At 61.8% G+C, this 16557-nt stretch carries 19 protein-coding genes; 13 read left to right on the forward strand and 6 right to left on the reverse strand.

Annotation, left to right across the window (positions count from 1 at the left end; genetic code table 11):
• The first annotated feature begins 3 nt into the window (after positions 1 to 3).
• Positions 4 to 1722, forward strand: coding sequence for a dihydroxy-acid dehydratase (locus tag GWE18_RS04170; protein ID WP_275184504.1), 1719 nt, complete (start codon positions 4 to 6; stop codon positions 1720 to 1722).
• Positions 1723 to 1801: 79 nt separating this feature from the next.
• Entirely contained in the window at positions 1802 to 2344 is a 543-nt protein-coding gene (locus GWE18_RS04175) for a 2'-5' RNA ligase family protein (protein WP_275184505.1), read from the forward strand.
• Between the two features lie 40 nt (positions 2345 to 2384).
• Here GWE18_RS04175 and GWE18_RS04180 read toward each other — a convergent pair whose 3' ends face one another.
• On the reverse strand, positions 2385 to 3035 hold the full coding sequence (locus tag GWE18_RS04180) for an HAD hydrolase-like protein (RefSeq protein WP_275184506.1): 651 nt from the start codon (positions 3033 to 3035) through the stop codon (positions 2385 to 2387).
• A 16-nt stretch (positions 3036 to 3051) separates the two neighbouring features.
• On the reverse strand, positions 3052 to 3924 hold the full coding sequence (locus GWE18_RS04185; RefSeq protein ID WP_275184507.1) for an SDR family oxidoreductase: 873 nt from the start codon (positions 3922 to 3924) through the stop codon (positions 3052 to 3054).
• 77 nt (positions 3925 to 4001) lie between these two features.
• Between GWE18_RS04185 and GWE18_RS04190 the strand changes: the two genes are divergently transcribed.
• The gene (locus tag GWE18_RS04190) at positions 4002 to 4706 is read left to right on the forward strand and encodes a glutathione S-transferase N-terminal domain-containing protein (RefSeq protein ID WP_275184508.1); all 705 of its coding nucleotides are present in this window, start codon (positions 4002 to 4004) and stop codon (positions 4704 to 4706) included.
• 52 nt (positions 4707 to 4758) lie between these two features.
• On the opposite strand, the gene GWE18_RS04195 is transcribed toward GWE18_RS04190, so the two are convergent.
• Together GWE18_RS04195 and GWE18_RS04200 are read right to left on the reverse strand one after the other, a co-directional pair.
• Positions 4759 to 5316: a disulfide bond formation protein B gene (locus tag GWE18_RS04195; RefSeq protein WP_275184509.1), complete on the reverse strand. Its 558-nt coding sequence runs from the start codon at positions 5314 to 5316 to the stop codon at positions 4759 to 4761.
• 7 nt (positions 5317 to 5323) lie between these two features.
• Positions 5324 to 5482, reverse strand: a complete 159-nt coding sequence (locus tag GWE18_RS04200) for a DUF5993 family protein (protein ID WP_275184510.1) — start codon at positions 5480 to 5482, stop codon at positions 5324 to 5326.
• 113 nt (positions 5483 to 5595) lie between these two features.
• On the opposite strand from GWE18_RS04200, the gene GWE18_RS04205 reads away from it, so the two are divergent.
• Complete coding sequence (locus GWE18_RS04205) at positions 5596 to 5967, forward strand: ArsC family reductase (RefSeq protein WP_275184511.1); 372 nt, start codon at positions 5596 to 5598, stop codon at positions 5965 to 5967.
• On the opposite strand, the gene GWE18_RS04210 is transcribed toward GWE18_RS04205, so the two are convergent.
• Complete coding sequence (locus GWE18_RS04210; RefSeq protein ID WP_275184512.1) at positions 5964 to 6566, reverse strand: PAS domain-containing protein; 603 nt, start codon at positions 6564 to 6566, stop codon at positions 5964 to 5966. The genes GWE18_RS04205 and GWE18_RS04210 overlap by 4 nt on opposite strands.
• Positions 6567 to 6938: 372 nt before the next feature.
• On the opposite strand from GWE18_RS04210, the gene GWE18_RS04215 reads away from it, so the two are divergent.
• The 7 genes from GWE18_RS04215 to GWE18_RS04245 all read left to right on the forward strand — a co-directional run bounded on the left by GWE18_RS04215 (position 6939) and on the right by GWE18_RS04245 (position 13430).
• Entirely contained in the window at positions 6939 to 7694 is a 756-nt protein-coding gene (locus GWE18_RS04215) for an ABC transporter ATP-binding protein (RefSeq protein ID WP_275184513.1), read from the forward strand.
• On the forward strand, positions 7687 to 8430 hold the full coding sequence (locus tag GWE18_RS04220) for an ABC transporter ATP-binding protein (RefSeq protein ID WP_275184514.1): 744 nt from the start codon (positions 7687 to 7689) through the stop codon (positions 8428 to 8430). The genes GWE18_RS04215 and GWE18_RS04220 overlap by 8 nt, the downstream gene beginning before the upstream one ends.
• A 38-nt stretch (positions 8431 to 8468) precedes the next feature.
• Positions 8469 to 9686, forward strand: coding sequence for an ABC transporter substrate-binding protein (locus tag GWE18_RS04225; RefSeq protein ID WP_275184515.1), 1218 nt, complete (start codon positions 8469 to 8471; stop codon positions 9684 to 9686).
• A gap of 70 nt (positions 9687 to 9756) precedes the next feature.
• Positions 9757 to 10644 carry a branched-chain amino acid ABC transporter permease gene (locus GWE18_RS04230; protein WP_275184516.1) on the forward strand — a complete coding sequence of 296 codons (888 nt, stop codon included), beginning with the start codon at positions 9757 to 9759 and terminating at the stop codon, positions 10642 to 10644.
• A 1-nt stretch (position 10645) separates the two neighbouring features.
• Entirely contained in the window at positions 10646 to 11614 is a 969-nt protein-coding gene (locus GWE18_RS04235; RefSeq protein ID WP_275184517.1) for a branched-chain amino acid ABC transporter permease, read from the forward strand.
• A gap of 151 nt (positions 11615 to 11765) precedes the next feature.
• Positions 11766 to 12410 (forward strand): DUF47 domain-containing protein, encoded by a 645-nt coding sequence (locus tag GWE18_RS04240; RefSeq protein WP_275184518.1) that lies wholly within the window; start codon positions 11766 to 11768, stop codon positions 12408 to 12410.
• Positions 12411 to 12425: 15 nt separating this feature from the next.
• Positions 12426 to 13430, forward strand: coding sequence for an inorganic phosphate transporter (locus GWE18_RS04245; RefSeq protein ID WP_275184519.1), 1005 nt, complete (start codon positions 12426 to 12428; stop codon positions 13428 to 13430).
• Here GWE18_RS04245 and sugE read toward each other — a convergent pair.
• On the reverse strand, positions 13422 to 13745 hold the full coding sequence (sugE, locus tag GWE18_RS04250; RefSeq protein WP_275184520.1) for a quaternary ammonium compound efflux SMR transporter SugE: 324 nt from the start codon (positions 13743 to 13745) through the stop codon (positions 13422 to 13424). The genes GWE18_RS04245 and sugE overlap by 9 nt on opposite strands.
• Before the next feature lie 155 nt (positions 13746 to 13900).
• Between sugE and GWE18_RS04255 the strand changes: the two genes are divergently transcribed.
• A complete protein-coding gene (locus tag GWE18_RS04255; RefSeq protein ID WP_275184521.1) occupies positions 13901 to 15520 on the forward strand; it encodes a peptide chain release factor 3 in 1620 nt (539 codons plus the stop codon).
• Positions 15521 to 15785: 265 nt separating this feature from the next.
• Entirely contained in the window at positions 15786 to 16511 is a 726-nt protein-coding gene (locus GWE18_RS04260) for a crotonase/enoyl-CoA hydratase family protein (RefSeq protein WP_275184522.1), read from the forward strand.
• Positions 16512 to 16557 lie beyond the last annotated feature (46 nt).

The raw sequence follows: 16557 nt of genomic DNA on the forward strand, positions 1-16557 counted from the left end.
ACTATGGTCGAGGACAGCAGCAGCTATTGGAAGAACGCTCGCGTCGAGTTGCGTGCTGCCGGCTTCGAGCCGGACCGCGCGGCGAAGACAAGTGCGGTGGTGACGATCGCGAGCGCCTATACCAACGCCCATCGCTGCAACAATCGCGTACGCGCCATCACCGATCTCCTGGTGGAAATCCTGGCCGAACGTGGCGGGCAGGGCCTGATCGTCGGTGCACCGGCGGTGTCGGATGCCCTGACGCAGGGAACGCCGACAGCGGGCTATAGTCTCGTATCCCGCGATGTTGTCGCCGACTGCTTTGAGATCGGCCACTACGCCCATCATGGCGATGCCATGATCGTAATATCCGGCTGCGACAAGACCGGCGCCGCCGCGCTGATGCCGCTGGCGCGCACCAACGCCTTCGGGCTCGTGCTCTATCCCGGCACCAGCACGCCGGGCCGCGTTTCGTTCGGGGTATGGGCCGACAAGGATAACAATCTGACAGTCATGGATTACGCCGAAGCCCGCGCCGCCAATGAATCCGGCCGCATCTCCGGTGAGGAGTTGCTGGAAGTCGAGCGCAACGTGATGCCGGGCAGCGGCACCTGTGGCGCGATGTTCACAGCCAACACCATGAGCACGATTGCGGAATCAATCGGCATGATGCTGCCACGCGGCGCTTCGCATCCCGCCGACTATAATGCCGGCAGCGACATCCATGCCGACGTGCGCGCGCAGGCGCGAGCCTCGGTCGATGCCTTGTACCGGCTGATGCAAGCCGGCATCCGGCCGCGCGACATCATGACCGAGCGCGCGTTCGAGAATGCGATCGCGACCGTTTACGCCATGGGCGGTTCGACCAACATGTATCTGCATTTGCTCGCGGTCGCACGCGAGGCGCAGGTGCCGATCACGATCGAACGTATCCAACAGGTCGGCGAGCGTGTCCCGCTGCTGACCAACCTGCAGCCGCATGGCCCGTTCGCGATGGGCAGCCTGCATGCGATCGGCGGCGTGCCGGTTGTGATGAAGGAATTGCTGCGCGCAGGTCTTTTGCATGGTGACGCCATGACGGTAACCGGCAAGACGCTGGCGGAAAATCTCTCCGATGTTCCGACGCTGGAGCAGATGCCGCCGCAGGAGATCGTTTTCCCGGTGTCGAAACCAATCGCGCCGGCAAACAATCATATCAGCGTGCTCAAAGGCAATCTGGCGCCGGAAAGCTGCCTGATCAAGCTGTCGGGCAAGACCCTTGCGAAGGGCCAGTTTCGTGGCACCGCGCGCGTGTTCGAGTCCGAAGCCGATACGATGGCCGCGATCCGCGCCGACGAGATCGTGCCGGGCAACGTCATCGTGGTGCGCAACGTCGGCCCGGTCGGCGGTCCCGGCATGCCCGAAATGGTGATGCTGACGATCCAGTTGCAGGGGCGGGGTCTTGGCGAAGACGTCGCGCTGATCACCGACGGCCGTTTTTCCGGCGTCTCGCACGGCATCTTGATCGGCCACGTCTCGCCCGAAGCCGCACGCGGCGGCCCGATCGCTGCGGTGCGCGACGGCGACACCATTGTCATCGATCCCGGCGCCCGCTCCGTAAATCTTGAAGTGCCACCGGAAGAGATCGCCCGCCGCATGGCCGACTGGCGCGCGCCGGCTTCTGTCGCTGCGGTGCGGCAGGGATCGGTGCACGACAAGTACGTCCGGTTGGTGTCGTCGGCGCACTATGGGTGTGTGTTGTGAGGCTGAAGCAATCTACGAAAACGGCAGTTGCATTCTAGCCTTGCGACGACCTTAAGTTCATGATTTGTTCTAGTCTATCATGGACAAGTTTGCAAGCTCAAGTCGTGCCCGATTATTCCTCGCGACAATTCCCGACGCGGCTACAGCGGAACGAATTCACCGGCTGGCCAGCGTGCTCAAACGCGCTCACAAATTCGATGGCAAACTCATCGCGCCAGAGCGTCTGCACATTTCATTGTTTTCTCTCAACGGTTTGCCGGATCGGCAGCTTTGCTCCGCGTGCGAGGCTGCCACGGAATTGCGAGCCGAGCCGTTCGAGGTTTCGTTCGATCGCACCGTGAGCTTTAGGGGGAGGCCGGGCAGTCGGCCGCTTGTCCTGATCGGAGAGAATGGGTTGCGCCGGCTGGAAGCATTTCGGCAGATGCTCGGCGCTGCACTGACGCGAAGAGGGTTGAGGCGGGCGGCGAGCACGAATTTTACGCCGCACATCACGCTCTTGTACGACGCGCGCAGTGTCGATGAGCATCCGATTCAGCCGATTTTCTGGGCAGTGACGGAGTTCGTGCTCATCCACAGCATGAAGGGCCACGATTATCTTGCACGTTGGCCTTTGCGGGCATGACCGGAAATTGGCACGAGAAGATCGGAAGTGATCGGCGACACTATTTTGGTACCGCGAGCCGCTCAGTCATCTCGTTGATAGAGTTGAACAGATAGGTTGGCCCCGCCGCCTGCAATGCTGTGGGAAGGGCATAGCCCCAGGTCACGGCGCCCGAATCCATTTCGGCGGCTTTCGCGGCTTCGATATCGCGGATCTCGTCGCCAATGCAGATCGTCTCTGAAGGCTTCGCGCCAAGCTTTCGTGCGACCCGTCGAAATTTCCAGTGCTTGCCGAACACCGCGGCGCCGCAGTCGAAGCGGGTGATCAGGGCGGTGGTGGGCCCGAGCACCTGGCGGACGGATGCTTCGCCGTCGGAACTGACGATGGCGGTCCTGATCCCTAAGCGTTGCAATTCGGTCAGCATGGCCGGAATGCCAGGGAACAGCGATATTTCGCTCGCGGCGGCGAGCTTGCGCTTTCGCATGTCGCTGACGATGGCCGGCAGTTGCCACGTGGATACGTTGAGCCGCGCCATGATCTCGCGGGCGGTCAGGCCGCGTAGCCCCTCCATTTCCTCAGCGGGGACGGGCGTAAGATTGAACCGCGCGACCATGTCATCAAAGGACGAGCGAAACCAGGGAAGCGAATCGGCCAGTGTGCCGTCGAAATCGAAGATGGCGAGGCGATAGCGCGTCGTGGGCAGGCGTGTCATGGGCAATTTCAGCGCGTCACTTGTCGTCGCCGCCGAAATACGCCGGCTTGCCCGTGGTCCAGGTCTCGCCCCAGAGCTGGCCGCCGCCATCGACCGTCAGCGTTTCGCCGGTCACGAATTTCGCGGACGGTCCGGCAAGGAAAACGCTGGCTTCCGCGACGTCCCAGGGCGAGCCGACGCGCATCATCGGGTTCGAGCGCGGGTAGGCCGCACGCGCCTCAGGCGAATAAACGTTCCAGCCTTCGGTTTCGATCGCGCCGGGCGCTATGCAGTTGACCCGGATGTTCAAGGGCGCCCATTCGACCGCGACGGCGCGCGAGAGCCCGATCACACCGCTGCGCGCGGCAATGGTGTGGGCGATGCCATAGAGGCCGTGTGTCGTGACAACCACGATGTTGACGATGCTGCCGGGATGCTTGTGGTCGCGCCAGCGCTGCGCGGCCGCCTGCATCATGTACCAGGTGCCGTTCAGGTTGGTGTTGATGACGGCGTTCCAGCCCTTCACGGAAAAATCGATTGCAGCTTGCGGAAACTGTCCGCCGGCGCTGTTGATGAGGCTGTCGACGCTGCCGTGTGCAGCCCAGATCGTATCGAACAGGGCGTTGACCGCATCGGGCTCCCTGATGTCGGCAATATGCGCGGAGGCCTTGAGATCGCGGCCCGCCAATTGGGCCACAAGCGCATCGAGCTTGCCTCCGTCGCGCCCGACCACGGCGACATGCGCTCCCAGCCGCGCGAACAGCCAGGCGATCGCCCGCCCGATGCCGCCGGCGCCGCCGGAAACGATGACGACCTGATCCTTGAGCGCATCGGCCGCGAACATGGTCGGGTGAGTCGCAAGCTCCTCATCGGTAAGGCCGAGCTTCGCCGGAGACGGTTGATCGGTCATGAACGGCGCGGACCTTGTTATATGCGGCATCGGCCGTACATTAGCCGCGCAACAATAACCATGCAAAACGAGTTTCGATGCCCGATCTCTCCGTCTTCCCGATCACCAAACGCTGGCCCGCCAAACACCCCGACCGCCTTCAGCTCTATTCGCTGCCGACGCCGAACGGCGTAAAGGTCTCGATCATGCTCGAAGAGATCAGATTGCCCTACGAGGTACATCTGGTCGACTTCAGCAAGGACGACCAGAAGACGCCGGAATTCCTGTCGCTGAATCCGAACGGCAAAATTCCAGCCATCCTCGATCCGGACGGGCCAGGCGGAGAGCCGCTGCCGCTATTCGAGTCAGGGGCGATCCTGCAATATCTTGCGGACAAGACCGGCAAGCTTCTGCCTGCCGATCCGGCGCGGCGATACCAGACCATCCAGTGGCTGCACTTTCAGATGGGCGGGATCGGACCGATGTTCGGCCAGGTCGGCTTTTTCCACAAATTCGCCGGCAAGGAGTTCGCCGACAAGCGGCCGCTCGAGCGCTATGTGGCCGAATCGAAACGCCTGCTCGATGTGGTCGAGACGCGGCTTGCCGGACGGCAATGGATAATGGGCGATGAATACACCATCGCTGACATTTCCATGCTCGGTTGGGTGCGCAACCTGATCGGCTTCTACGGTGCGCGCGATCTCGTTGCGTTCGATACGCTGAAGCAGGTGCCGGCATGGCTGGAGCGCGGGCTGGCCCGGCCGGCGGTGCAGCGCGGGCTCGATATTCCGAAGCGGCCTTAATGCATGATCCGGAAAAGTGGAAACCGGTTTTCCGAAGAGATCATGCAAAAAACTAAGTGCCGCGCTCGAGCAGTTCGTAAACAAGAGGATTGTCGGCGCAGGCGCCGAAGCCGCACTCCAGCAGCGTCGTCACCACGTTCGCGGCCGTCAGCGTGATCACAAGCCACACGGCGATTTGCGCAAAAATGCCGCCGGTGGCCGGCAGTACGGCGCCGTCATCCGCGAACTGGCGGTCGAACAGCATCACGGCAGCAATTAAAATGATCGCGGCAGTGAAGCCGATCAAAGCCCAGGTATAATAATGGTAACCGAGCAGGGCCGAACCATAACCGGCGTCGCCGGGCAGGATGTGCAATAACACCTGCCGGGTCGATGCGACAGCGCCTGCAACCGCCGCCAGCAGCGACATCGCATAGTGACTTGGGCGCGGCCCGAAGCGGATATTGAGGATCGGCCCAACGGCCAGCGCCGCGAACAGGATGCGCTGCAGGAGACAGAGCGGGCAGGGCAGTTCATGAAGGATGAATTGTGCCGCATAGGCTGCCGCCAGCACCAGCGCCACCGCATACAGGCTGAGTGCATTCAGCGTAATGGCGCGCGCCTGGGTCATGCGTATCTCAGAACGACAGTTTCAGCGTATCGGTCGCGTGGTGCAGGCAGGTCGCGACGCACGCGATCAGGACGGCCCCAAACAGCCCGAGCGCCAGCGGACGTTGACCGCGCCAGGCGATCACCATCACGATGGCTGTGGCCAGAAACAACAGGGTGAATTCCATCGCTGGTCCTGACTTCGCGAACGATGGGCCAGTCTATGATAGATTCGCCGTTCCGCTTTGTATAAAAGACGGCCTTGCAGGACCAATAACGTCATTTCCGGAATGCATCGAAAATGCCCATCACCATCTACGGCATCAAGAACTGCGACACCATGAAGAAGGCCCGCGCCTGGCTCGACGATCACGGCGTAACTTACGACTTTCACGACTACAAGCTTGCCGGGGTCGCCAAGGACAAGCTCAAGCAATGGTCCGACGAACTCGGCTGGGAAACGCTGCTCAACCGCGCGGGCACGACATTCAAGAAGCTGCCCGACAGCGACAAGGAAGGCCTGAACGAGCGCAAGGCGCTGGCGCTGATGTTGGCGCAGCCCTCGATGATCAAGCGCCCGGTGCTCGATCTCGGCGGCAAATTGCTGGTCGGCTTCAAGCCGGACGTCTACGGCAAGGAAGTGCCATCCAAATCGCGCGGGCGTAAGGCCTAACCGAATTCCAGGACGTCGCCAGAGGGAATGCGGCCGGGCGCGCGGTGGAAGAGATCGCGGTCGATGATGGTGCGCAGCTTCGGCGCCGGCAGCTTGTCGTTTCCACGTATCAGGTTCTTGATCTCGAAGCCGCCATCCTCACTGATGGTCTTCAGCGAAGCGATGATGTGGGTAACGCTGCCGCCGTCCGAGAACGGCAATAACAGCCGCTCGTAAGCGACGATTCGTCCGTAGACGTCGTCGATATTGGCGATGGTGTAGGCGGGAAGGCGGCGTGCGATGCATTCATAGTAGACCGGCATGACGATCGGAGCGAGCCTCGCGCCAAGATACTCGTCAAGATAGCGGCCCTTGCCGGTATGCCCATAGGCGCGCGACATCCGCGTGCCGTCGCTGTCGATCGTCAGGCGTGGCGGCTGCGCATGGGCATCGACGTTGTAGAATACCAGGTCCGGCAGTTCATCTTCGATCCGCGCCGGCTGGTACTCCGATATCCGCGGGATCGATTGGTCGCGGGCGTATAGTCGCAGCCAAGTATTGAGCAGGTCGCGCTGCTTGATCGATTTGACGATCGACGGTTGGGCGCTATTAAATTCCAAGGGGCGGCATTCCTGGCGATCTAAATTGCGTGACGATGCGCTCTCGGCGGAAATATTTTGTGAAAAAGCTAAATTGCCGCGAAACACCGTTAACGATGGCTTGCCGGCGCGAAGGTCGCGGCGGAGCGCAAACATGAGCCGGCCGAGCCTGGCAGGCGGCGACATTCGACTTATGGCGCATCTGGAACCGCCGCGCGTGCTTTACCTTCGGCAGCTTTCCGCCTTGCCTAATCCATCGCGTTGACGGCATATTCCGACCCGGAGGCGGTGGGCTCGGGACGATTTCCAGGACGTCCGGCAGAGCCCGCCCGAAAAGGGAAAAAATGGCCGCGCGCGAGCGACTTCGCGCAGACGGCTGACGGGGGAATTCGTTTGGCTGATGAGTTCATTCTCGAAACCCACGGATTGACCAAGGAATTCGCGGGTTTCTTCGCCGTTCGCGATGTCACCCTCAAGGTGCGGCGCGGCAGCATTCATGCGCTGATCGGGCCTAACGGTGCCGGCAAGACGACATGCTTCAACCTGTTGACCAAGTTCTTGAGGCCTTCGGCAGGCCAGATCCTGTACAAGGGACACGACATCACGGCGATGGCGCCGGCCGATGTGGCCCGTCTTGGCCTGGTGCGCTCGTTCCAGATCTCGGCGGTGTTTCCGCACCTGACGGCGCTGGAGAACGTTCGTGTTGCGTTACAGCGCCAGCATGGAAGCTCGTTCGATTTCTGGCGCTCCAAGAGCGTGCTCGACCACTTCAACAACCGCGCCCATGAACTGCTGAACGACGTCGGCTTGAGCGAGTTCGCCAACACGCCGGCGGTCGAGATGCCCTACGGGCGCAAGCGCGCCCTCGAGATCGCGACGACGCTGGCGCTCGACCCGGAAATGATGCTGCTCGACGAGCCTATGGCCGGCATGGGCCATGAAGACATCGACAAGATCGCGGCGCTGATCAAGCGCATCTCGGCCAAGCACACCATCCTGATGGTCGAACATAATCTGTCGGTCGTGGCCAACCTGTCCGATATCATTACGGTACTGACGCGCGGTCAGGTGCTGGCGCAAGGCGATTATGCCGAGCTTTCCAGGGACGAGCGCGTCAAGGAAGCCTATCTGGGGGCCGGTCATGCCTGATCCGAAAATGGCCGAAGCCGCCAACAAACCGGCCGGCGCGGAGGTTCTTTCCGTTTCGGACCTGCAGGCGTGGTACGGCGAGTCCCACATCCTTCACGGCATCAACTTCAATGTGAAAGCCGGCGAAGTAGTCACGTTGCTCGGCCGCAACGGCGCCGGCAAGACCACGACGCTGAAGTCGGTGATGGGAATTATCGGCAAGCGCACCGGCTCGATCCGCTTCAACAATGAAGACATCATCCGCGCCTCCTCCGACAGGATCGCGCGGCTGGGCGTCGCATTCTGTCCCGAGGAGCGGGGGATCTTCGCAAGCCTCGACGTGCGCGAAAACCTACTGCTGCCGCCGATCGTCCGACCCGGTGGCCTGTCGCTGGATCAGATCTTCGAATTGTTTCCGAATCTGAAGGAGCGCCTCAACAGCCAGGGCACCAAGCTTTCGGGCGGCGAGCAGCAGATGCTGGCGATCGCCAGAATCCTGCGCACCGGCGCACGCTTCCTGATGCTGGATGAACCGACCGAGGGCCTCGCGCCTGTCATCATCCAGCAGATTGGCCACACCATCGCGCGGCTGAAGTCGGAAGGCTTCACCATCCTGCTGGTCGAACAGAATTTCCGCTTCGCTTCCACGGTGGCCGACCGCTACTACATCGTCGAGCACGGTAAGGTCATCGACGGGTTCGCGAATTCGGAGCTGTCGGCCAATATGGACAAGCTCCACACCTATCTCGGCGTTTAATCGGCACTTTGGCTTCACTCTGGATTAATGGAGATACTATGAAACAGCGCATTTCAGCTCTCTTGCTCGGTACCGCCCTGGCGCTTGCCGCGGGCGGCGCCATGGCGCAGGACAAGACCGTCAAGATCGGCGTGCTTACCGACAACTCCGGACTTTACTCGGACCTCGGCGGCGCGGGCTCCACGCTTGCCGCTCAGATGGCGGTCGAGGATTCCGGGCTTGCGGCCAAAGGCTGGAAGATCGACATCGTCTCCGCCGACCACCAGAACAAGCCCGACATCGGCACCACCATCGCGCGTCAATGGATCGACGTTGAGAAGGTCGACATCTTCGTGGACGTGTTGAACTCCGGCGTCGCGCTGGCGGTCAACAATCTGGTGAAGGAAAAGAACGCCGTCATGATCAATACCGGCGCGGCGACGTCGGACCTCACCAATACCCAGTGCTCGCCCAACACGATTCACTGGGTCTACGACACCTACATGCTCGCCAACAGCACAGGACAGGCGCTGGTGAAAGCCGGCGGCGACACCTGGTACTTCCTGACCGCGGACTACGCCTTCGGCCACGCGCTGGAGCGCGATACCGCCGCGGTCGTGGTCAAGTCGGGCGGCAAGGTTATCGGCACCGTCAGGCATCCGCTGAATTCGTCGGACTTCTCCTCGTTCCTGCTGCAGGCGCAGGCTTCCAAGGCCAAGATCGTCGGCATGGCGAACGCCGGCGGCGACACCACCAACACCATCAAGCAGGCCGCGGAGTTCGGCATCGTCTCGGGCGGCCAGAAACTCGCTGGTCTGCTGTTGTTCATCAACGACGTTCACTCGCTCGGGCTGAAGGTGGCGCAAGGCCTGAACTTCACCGAAACGTTCTACTGGGATCTGAACGACGGTACCCGCGCATTTTCGAAGCGCTTCTCCGAGCGCATGAAGAACAAGGCGATGCCGTCCATGGTGCAGGCCGGCGTGTATTCGGGCCTGATCCACTATTTCAAGACGATCGATGCCATGGGCGGCAATCCGCATGACGGCGTCAAGGTTGTGGCGAAGATGAAGGAAGCGCCGACCGACGATCCGTTGTTCGGCAAAGGCACGATCCGCGCCGACGGCCGCAAGCTTCATCCGGCCTACCTGTTTGAGGTGAAAAAGCCTGCCGAATCGAAGGGGCCGTGGGACTATTACAAGCTGGTCGGGACCACTCCGGCCGATCAGGCATTCCGGCCGCTTTCGGAGAGCGCCTGTCCGCTGGTAAAGAAGTAAACAAGTTCGCCCGCCGGCAACACGCCGGCGGGCGAACTTCCGTGTCACAACGAGATTGAGTGCGAGACCGATGCAAGCTCTTTACGCACAGCTTTTGGTGGGATTGATCAACGGATCGTTCTACGCGCTGCTCAGTCTCGGGCTCGCCGTGATCTTCGGCATGCTCAACATCATCAATTTCGCTCATGGCGCGCTCTACATGATGGGCGCGTTCACCGCGTATTTCCTCCTGCACCTGACCGGCATCGGATATTGGTGGGCGCTGCTCATCGCCCCGATCGTGGTCGGCATCTTCGGCATGGTCCTGGAGCGGACCATGCTGCAATGGCTGGCCGGCCTCGACCATCTCTACGGCCTGCTGCTTACCTTCGGCATTGCGCTGATCGTGCAGGGCGTGTTCCAGAATTATTTTGGCTCGTCCGGGCTGCCCTATGCGATTCCCGATTACCCGCAGATCGGCGAATGGCGCGGCCTGCAGGGCGGCATGAATCTCGGCTTCATGTTCCTGCCAGTCTATCGCGGCTGGGTGGTCATTTTCTCGCTCGTCGTCTGCCTCGCCACCTGGTTCCTGATCGAAAAGACGCGGCTCGGGGCCTATCTGAGGGCCGCGACCGAAAATCCGACGCTGGTGCGCGCTTTCGGCATCAACGTGCCAAGGATGATTACGCTGACCTACGGGCTCGGCGTTGGTCTCGCCGCGCTGGCCGGCGTGTTGTCCGCCCCGATCAACCAGGTGCGGCCGCTGATGGGCGCTGATCTGATCATCGTCGTGTTCGCGGTGGTGGTGATCGGCGGCATGGGATCGATCATGGGATCGATCATCACCGGCTTTGCGCTCGGCGTGATCGAGGGGCTGACGAAATATTTTTATCCCGAGGCCTCCAACACCGTGGTGTTCGTCCTGATGGTGCTGGTGTTGCTGGTGAAGCCAACGGGACTGACGGGACGGGCGGCCTGACATGAGCGCATTGACTGACGATTCAATCCCCGTAACGCCGCGCGCGATGCGCGACGAGATGATCGTGTTCGCCGCGATGGCGGTGCTGCTGGGGCTCGTGCCGCTGACCGGCATCTATCCATTCTTCGTGATGCAGGCCCTGTGCTTCGCGCTGCTCGCCTGCGCGTTCAACCTGCTGATCGGCTATGGCGGCCTGCTGTCGTTCGGGCACGCGATGTTCTTGGGGACGGCAGGCTATTGCTCCGCGCATGCGCTGAAGGTGTGGGGCGTGTCGCCGGAAATCGGAATTGTGGTCGGCATCGCTGGCGCCGCCGTGCTTTCGGTCGTCACCGGCTTCATCTCTATCCGGCGGCAGGGCATCTACTTCTCGATGATTACGCTGGCGCTCTCGCAACTGCTGTATTTCATCTATCTGCAGGCGCCGTTTACCCATGGCGAAGACGGCATCCAGGGCATTCCACAGGGCTATCTGTTCGGGATTTTCAACCTCGCCAGGCCCACGGTGCTTTACTACGTCGTGCTGGCCGGCTTCCTCGGCGGCTTCCTCTTGATCTACCGCACCATCAATTCGCCGTTCGGCGAGGTGCTGAAGGCGATCCGCGAGAACGAGCCGCGTGCGATCTCGCTGGGCTACAAAACCGATCAGTACAAGCTGCTCGCCTTCATCCTCTCGGGGACCATTGCAGGCTTTGCCGGTTCGCTGAAAGTGTTCGTGGCGCAAAACGCCTCGCTCACCGATGTGCACTGGACGATGTCGGGTGAAATCGTGCTGATGACGCTGGTCGGCGGCCTCGGCACCATATTTGGCCCGGTGGTTGGCGCCTTCGTCATCATCGCCATGCAGCAGTATCTGGCCGGGTTTGGCCAGTGGGTGACGGTGATCCAAGGCGTCATCTTCGTCGCCTGCGTGCTGACCTTCCGCCGCGGCGTGATCGGTGAGATCGCGCATTATTTCCGCCGATCCCTGTAAAACCGCCGGTTTTGGCGCAGTTTTCGGCTACACAAAGCGGTGGATGACCCCGTTCCCGGGTCCCGCCACGGCGCGCTTTTCCCTCGAATGTTCTATGACAGTTTTGTGACAGGTCGCTCCGGGCGGCCGTTTTTGAAGACGGAAAATGCCCATGCTGCGCTGGTTTCGTGCCTTTTTGCCCAAGGAGGAGCGGTTTTTTGACCTCTTTGCCCGGCATGCCCAGACGGTCGAGCAGGGGGCGCTGGCGTTGCAGGACATGCTGCGGGGCGGTGATGAGACGCCGGTATTCTGCCAGCGCGTCAATCAGTTCGAGAACGACGCCGATGGCATCACCCGCGAGGTGCTGACCGCGGTCCGCCGCACCTTCATCACCCCGTTCGATCGCGGCGACATCAAGAACCTGATCACGGCGATGGACGACGCCATCGACCAGATGCAGCAGACCGCGAAAGCGGTGGTGTTGTTCGAAGTCCGGACGTTCGAACCCCCGATGCGTGAAATCGCAACGCTATTGGTCGAATGCGCCAATCTCGTCAGCCGCGCGCTCCCGCTGATGCAGGCGATCGGCAACAACGTCGCGATGCTGACCGCGATCACCGAGGAAATCGGAAAGCTGGAGGGCCGTATCGACGATCTCCACGACATCGGCTTGAAGGAGCTGTTTCTCAAGCACCGCAACGGCAATTCGATGGATTTCATCGTTGGCGCCGAGATCTACAAGCATCTCGAGAAAGTGTCCGACCGCTTCGACGACGTCGCGAACGAAATCAACTCGATCGTGATCGAACAGGTATAGGGCAGGGCCAATTCAGTGGACGCCACGCTTGGTCTTCCGATGCTGATCTTTTTGATCGCGGTCGCGCTGCTGTTCGACTTCCTCAACGGATTGCACGACGCCGCCAATTCGATCGCCACGATCGTCTCGACCCGCGTGCTGCGCCCGCATTATGCGGTGTTTTGGGCGGCTTTCTTCAATTTCATCGCCTTCCTTGTGTTCGGGCTGCACGTGGCCAACACGATCGGCAAGGGAATCATCGAGCCGGATGTCGTCGATGCGGCCGTGATCTTCGCTGCGCTGGTCGGCGCCATTGTCTGGAACCTGATTACCTGGGGGCTCGGCATTCCATCCTCGAGTTCGCACGCGTTGATCGGAGGACTGGTCGGTGCGGGCGTGGCCAAGGCCGGGATTTCCGCGGCGGTCTGGAGCGGCCTGTCAAAAACGCTGCTGGCGATCGTGTTGTCGCCGCTGGTCGGGTTTCTGCTGGCGCTGGTGCTGGTCGCGATCGTGTCCTGGCTGTCAGTGCGCTCGACGCCGTTTGCGGTCGACCGCGCCTTCCGCATCCTGCAATTCGTGTCGGCATCGCTCTATTCGCTCGGCCATGGCGGCAATGATGCGCAAAAGACCATGGGCATCATCGCGGTGCTTTTGTATTCGCAGGGCTACCTCGGGGCGGATTTCGCAATCCCGTTCTGGGTCGTGATTTCCTGCCAGGCGGCCATGGGCCTCGGCACGCTAATGGGAGGCTGGCGGATCGTTCGCACCATGGGGCTGCGGATCACGAAGCTGACGCCGATGCAGGGCTTTTGCGCCGAAACCGGCGGCGCTGCGACCCTCTTCATGGCAACCTATCTCGGGATTCCCGTATCCACGACCCACACCATTACCGGCTCCATCGTCGGAGTCGGCGCGGCGCGGCGGGTCTCGGCGGTGCGCTGGAACGTGGCGAGTTCGATCGTCTACGCCTGGGTGATCACTATTCCGGCGTCGGCGATTATCGCAGCGCTGACCTATTGGGCCGTGCTGTTGCTACGCTGATCCATTGACGAGTTTGAGCCCGACTATGCCGGCCACTATCAGGCCGATGCAGGCGAGGCGGGCGGCGGTCGCAGGCTCGCCGAACAGTGCGATGCCCAGGATTGCGGTTCCGACCGCGCCAATGCCGGTCCATACCGCGTAGGCGGTTCCGATGGGCAGCACTTTCAAGGCAAGACCGAGCAGGAGGATGCTGCCTGCCATGCAGGCGAGCGTCAGGACGGATGGAACGAGCCGCGTGAAGCCCTCGGTATATTTGAGGCCGATCGCCCAGCCAACTTCCATAAGACCAGCGACGAACAACACGATCCAGGCCATGACAACCCTCCGAACCAGGCAGGGTCGTCCCCGCGGATGAGCTGCAAAATTGGAAGGCCGTCCTTCCGCTGCCGATATGGGACTGGCCAGGAGCCCTCGCAACCACCAAATGAGGCTTGATCAGCTCGGTTTTCCCTGCCAAACGCTCGAGCCTCATGTCCGACATTGCCGTTACAGCCGAATCGCCGTCGCGCTCGCCGCTTGCAGATGAAGTGGCGCGGCGGCGCACGTTTGCGATCATCTCCCACCCGGACGCCGGCAAGACCACGCTGACCGAAAAGCTCCTGCTGTTCGGCGGCGCCATCAATCTGGCGGGACAGGTCAAGGCCAAGGGCGAGCGGCGCAATACCCGGTCCGACTGGATGAAGATCGAGCGTGAGCGCGGCATCTCGGTCGTGACCTCGGTGATGACGTTCGAATTCCAGGACCTGGTCTTCAACCTCTTGGATACGCCAGGCCACGAGGACTTTTCCGAAGACACTTACCGCACGCTGACCGCGGTCGATTCCGCCGTGATGGTGATCGACGCAGCCAAGGGCATTGAGGCGCGGACGCGAAAGCTGTTCGAGGTGTGCCGGCTGCGCGACATTCCGATCATCACCTTCATCAACAAGATGGATCGCGAGAGCCGCGATACGTTCGAGCTGCTGGATGAGATCGAAAAGACGCTGGCGCTCGATACCACGCCGATGACCTGGCCGGTCGGCCGCGGCCGCGACTTCCTCGGTACCTACGACGTCGTCAATGGCGGCGTGCGCCTGCTCGAAGGCGGCGGGGCCAAGACCGGTGCGACCGAGCAGATCGATATTGCCGATCTCGCCGGGCGCAACGCCAATCTCGACGTCGCCGAGATCAAGGATGAACTCGCGCTGGTATCTGAGGCCTGCAAGCCGTTCGAGCTGGAGGCGTTTCGCGAAGGACATCTGACGCCGGTCTATTTCGGCAGCGCGCTACGCAATTTCGGCGTCGGCGACTTGCTGGAAGGCCTCGGCAAGTTTGCGCCTGCTCCGCGCGCGCAGGACTCGAACCTTCGCAAGGTCGAGGCCGCCGAGCCGCGCATGAGCGCCTTCGTGTTCAAGATCCAGGCCAACATGGATCCGAACCACCGCGACCGCATCGCCTTCGCACGCCTGTGTTCAGGCAAGCTTAGCCGCGGCATGAAGGCAAAACTGGTGCGCACCGGCAAGAACATGTCGTTGTCGTCGCCGCAGTTCTTCTTCGCCCAGGACCGTTCGGTGGCGGACGAGGCATTTGCCGGCGATGTCGTCGGCATTCCGAACCACGGTACGCTCCGGATCGGCGATACGCTGACGGAAGGCGAGGACATTACCTTCGTCGGCGTTCCCAGCTTTGCTCCGGAAATTGTCCGCCGCGTGCGCCTGACGGACGCGATGAAGGCGAAGAAGCTGAAAGAGGCGCTGCAGCAGATGTCGGAAGAGGGCGTGGTGCAGGTGTTCCGGCCGCGCGACGGCGCGCCGGCGCTGGTTGGCGTCGTCGGTCCGCTGCAGCTCGACGTGCTGAAAGCGCGGCTCGATGCCGAATATTCGCTGCCGGTGGAATTCGAGGTCTCGGAATTCCAGCTCGCGCGCTGGGTCTCGTCCGACGACCGCAAGAAGTTGGACGCCTTCATCGCCGCCAACGGCTCCGGCATCGCCGACGATGTCGACGGCGATCCGGTGTTCATGGCCAAGAATGAGTTTTATCTCGGCTATACCCGCGAACGCGCCGAGGGCATCAATTTTTCCAACGTCAAGGACGTGAAGAAGAAGGCGTAAGGGCCCGCGCCGCCAACCTCCACTGTCGTCCTCCGCGAAAGCGGGGGACCCGGTACGCCGCGGCTTATCCGTAAATCACTGACGTCTCTGGAATACTGGATCGTCCGGTCGAGCCGGACGATGACGGGTGAGGCAAGGTGGTCTCTTGCCCACCTATGCATCCAGTGGATGCCTGCATGCATCTCGCGAAATCGCAACCCCCTTGCGCCCTATCGGCTTCCGTTAAAGTATCCGCTGGATGCTTATGTTAACAGGGAGGCAAACCATGACTGATCTCGCGACCTATTCCCGTTCCGGCCCGGTCGGCACCATCGTGATCGACGACGGCAAGGCCAATGTGATGTCGCTTGCCATGCTGAATGCCCTGCATGCGGCGTTCGACCGGGCGGAGAAAGACAAGGTCGTCGTGATTTTGAAGGCCCGCGGCAAGCATTTTTCCGGCGGCTTCGACCTCGGTGTCTTCGCCAAGGGGAGCGCCGAGGACCAATATCTGATGGTGAAGGCGGGCGCGGAGCTGGCGCTTCGCATTCTCTCGTTCCCGACGCCGGTCGTGGCGGCCTGCCAGGGCAACGCCTATCCGATGGGCGCCTTCCTCATCATGTCCAGCGACCATCGCATTGCCGCCGAGGGCGATTACCGGATCGGCATGAACGAGGTCGCGATCGGGCTCACCGTGCCGCGCTTTGCGATCGAGATCGCGCGGCAGCGGCTGACGCCGGCCTATTTCAGCCGGGTGGTCACGACGGCGGAAATGTTCGGCCCCACCGAAGCGGTCACCGCCGGCTTCTTTGACCGCGTCGTTCCAGCCGACGCGCTGGAGCGCAGCGCCGAGGAAGTCGCGCAAAAGCTCGCCACGCTCAACATGACGGCCCATGCCGCCACCAAGGCGCGAGCGCGCGGGGCGGTGATCAAGATGATCCGCGACATGATCGACGAGGACATTACGCCGCAATATGGCGAGGACCGTGTTGCCAGGCGGGTGTCTGCCTGACGGAAAACTTCGGCCGCCCGACAGTAGCGTTGCGTCTCATGCCTTT

The organism is Bradyrhizobium sp. CSA112, assembly GCF_029051645.1.
GTDB lineage: Bacteria > Pseudomonadota > Alphaproteobacteria > Rhizobiales > Xanthobacteraceae > Bradyrhizobium.

Bases quoted from the DNA above. Each gene is read 5' to 3' on its own strand.
- GWE18_RS04170 (WP_275184504.1), top strand. From the start codon at position 4: ATGGTCGAGGACAGCAGCAGCTATTGGAAGAACGCTCGCGTCGAGTTG.
- GWE18_RS04175 (WP_275184505.1), top strand. From the start codon at position 1,802: ATGGACAAGTTTGCAAGCTCAAGTCGTGCCCGATTATTCCTCGCGACA.
- GWE18_RS04180 (WP_275184506.1), bottom strand. From the start codon at position 3,035: ATGACACGCCTGCCCACGACGCGCTATCGCCTCGCCATCTTCGATTTC.
- GWE18_RS04185 (WP_275184507.1), bottom strand. From the start codon at position 3,924: ATGACCGATCAACCGTCTCCGGCGAAGCTCGGCCTTACCGATGAGGAG.
- GWE18_RS04190 (WP_275184508.1), top strand. From the start codon at position 4,002: ATGCCCGATCTCTCCGTCTTCCCGATCACCAAACGCTGGCCCGCCAAA.
- GWE18_RS04195 (WP_275184509.1), bottom strand. From the start codon at position 5,316: ATGACCCAGGCGCGCGCCATTACGCTGAATGCACTCAGCCTGTATGCG.
- GWE18_RS04200 (WP_275184510.1), bottom strand. From the start codon at position 5,482: ATGGAATTCACCCTGTTGTTTCTGGCCACAGCCATCGTGATGGTGATC.
- GWE18_RS04205 (WP_275184511.1), top strand. From the start codon at position 5,596: ATGCCCATCACCATCTACGGCATCAAGAACTGCGACACCATGAAGAAG.
- GWE18_RS04220 (WP_275184514.1), top strand. From the start codon at position 7,687: ATGCCTGATCCGAAAATGGCCGAAGCCGCCAACAAACCGGCCGGCGCG.
- GWE18_RS04225 (WP_275184515.1), top strand. From the start codon at position 8,469: ATGAAACAGCGCATTTCAGCTCTCTTGCTCGGTACCGCCCTGGCGCTT.
- GWE18_RS04230 (WP_275184516.1), top strand. From the start codon at position 9,757: ATGCAAGCTCTTTACGCACAGCTTTTGGTGGGATTGATCAACGGATCG.
- GWE18_RS04235 (WP_275184517.1), top strand. From the start codon at position 10,646: ATGAGCGCATTGACTGACGATTCAATCCCCGTAACGCCGCGCGCGATG.
- GWE18_RS04240 (WP_275184518.1), top strand. From the start codon at position 11,766: ATGCTGCGCTGGTTTCGTGCCTTTTTGCCCAAGGAGGAGCGGTTTTTT.
- sugE (WP_275184520.1), bottom strand. From the start codon at position 13,745: ATGGCCTGGATCGTGTTGTTCGTCGCTGGTCTTATGGAAGTTGGCTGG.
- GWE18_RS04255 (WP_275184521.1), top strand. From the start codon at position 13,901: ATGTCCGACATTGCCGTTACAGCCGAATCGCCGTCGCGCTCGCCGCTT.
- GWE18_RS04260 (WP_275184522.1), top strand. From the start codon at position 15,786: ATGACTGATCTCGCGACCTATTCCCGTTCCGGCCCGGTCGGCACCATC.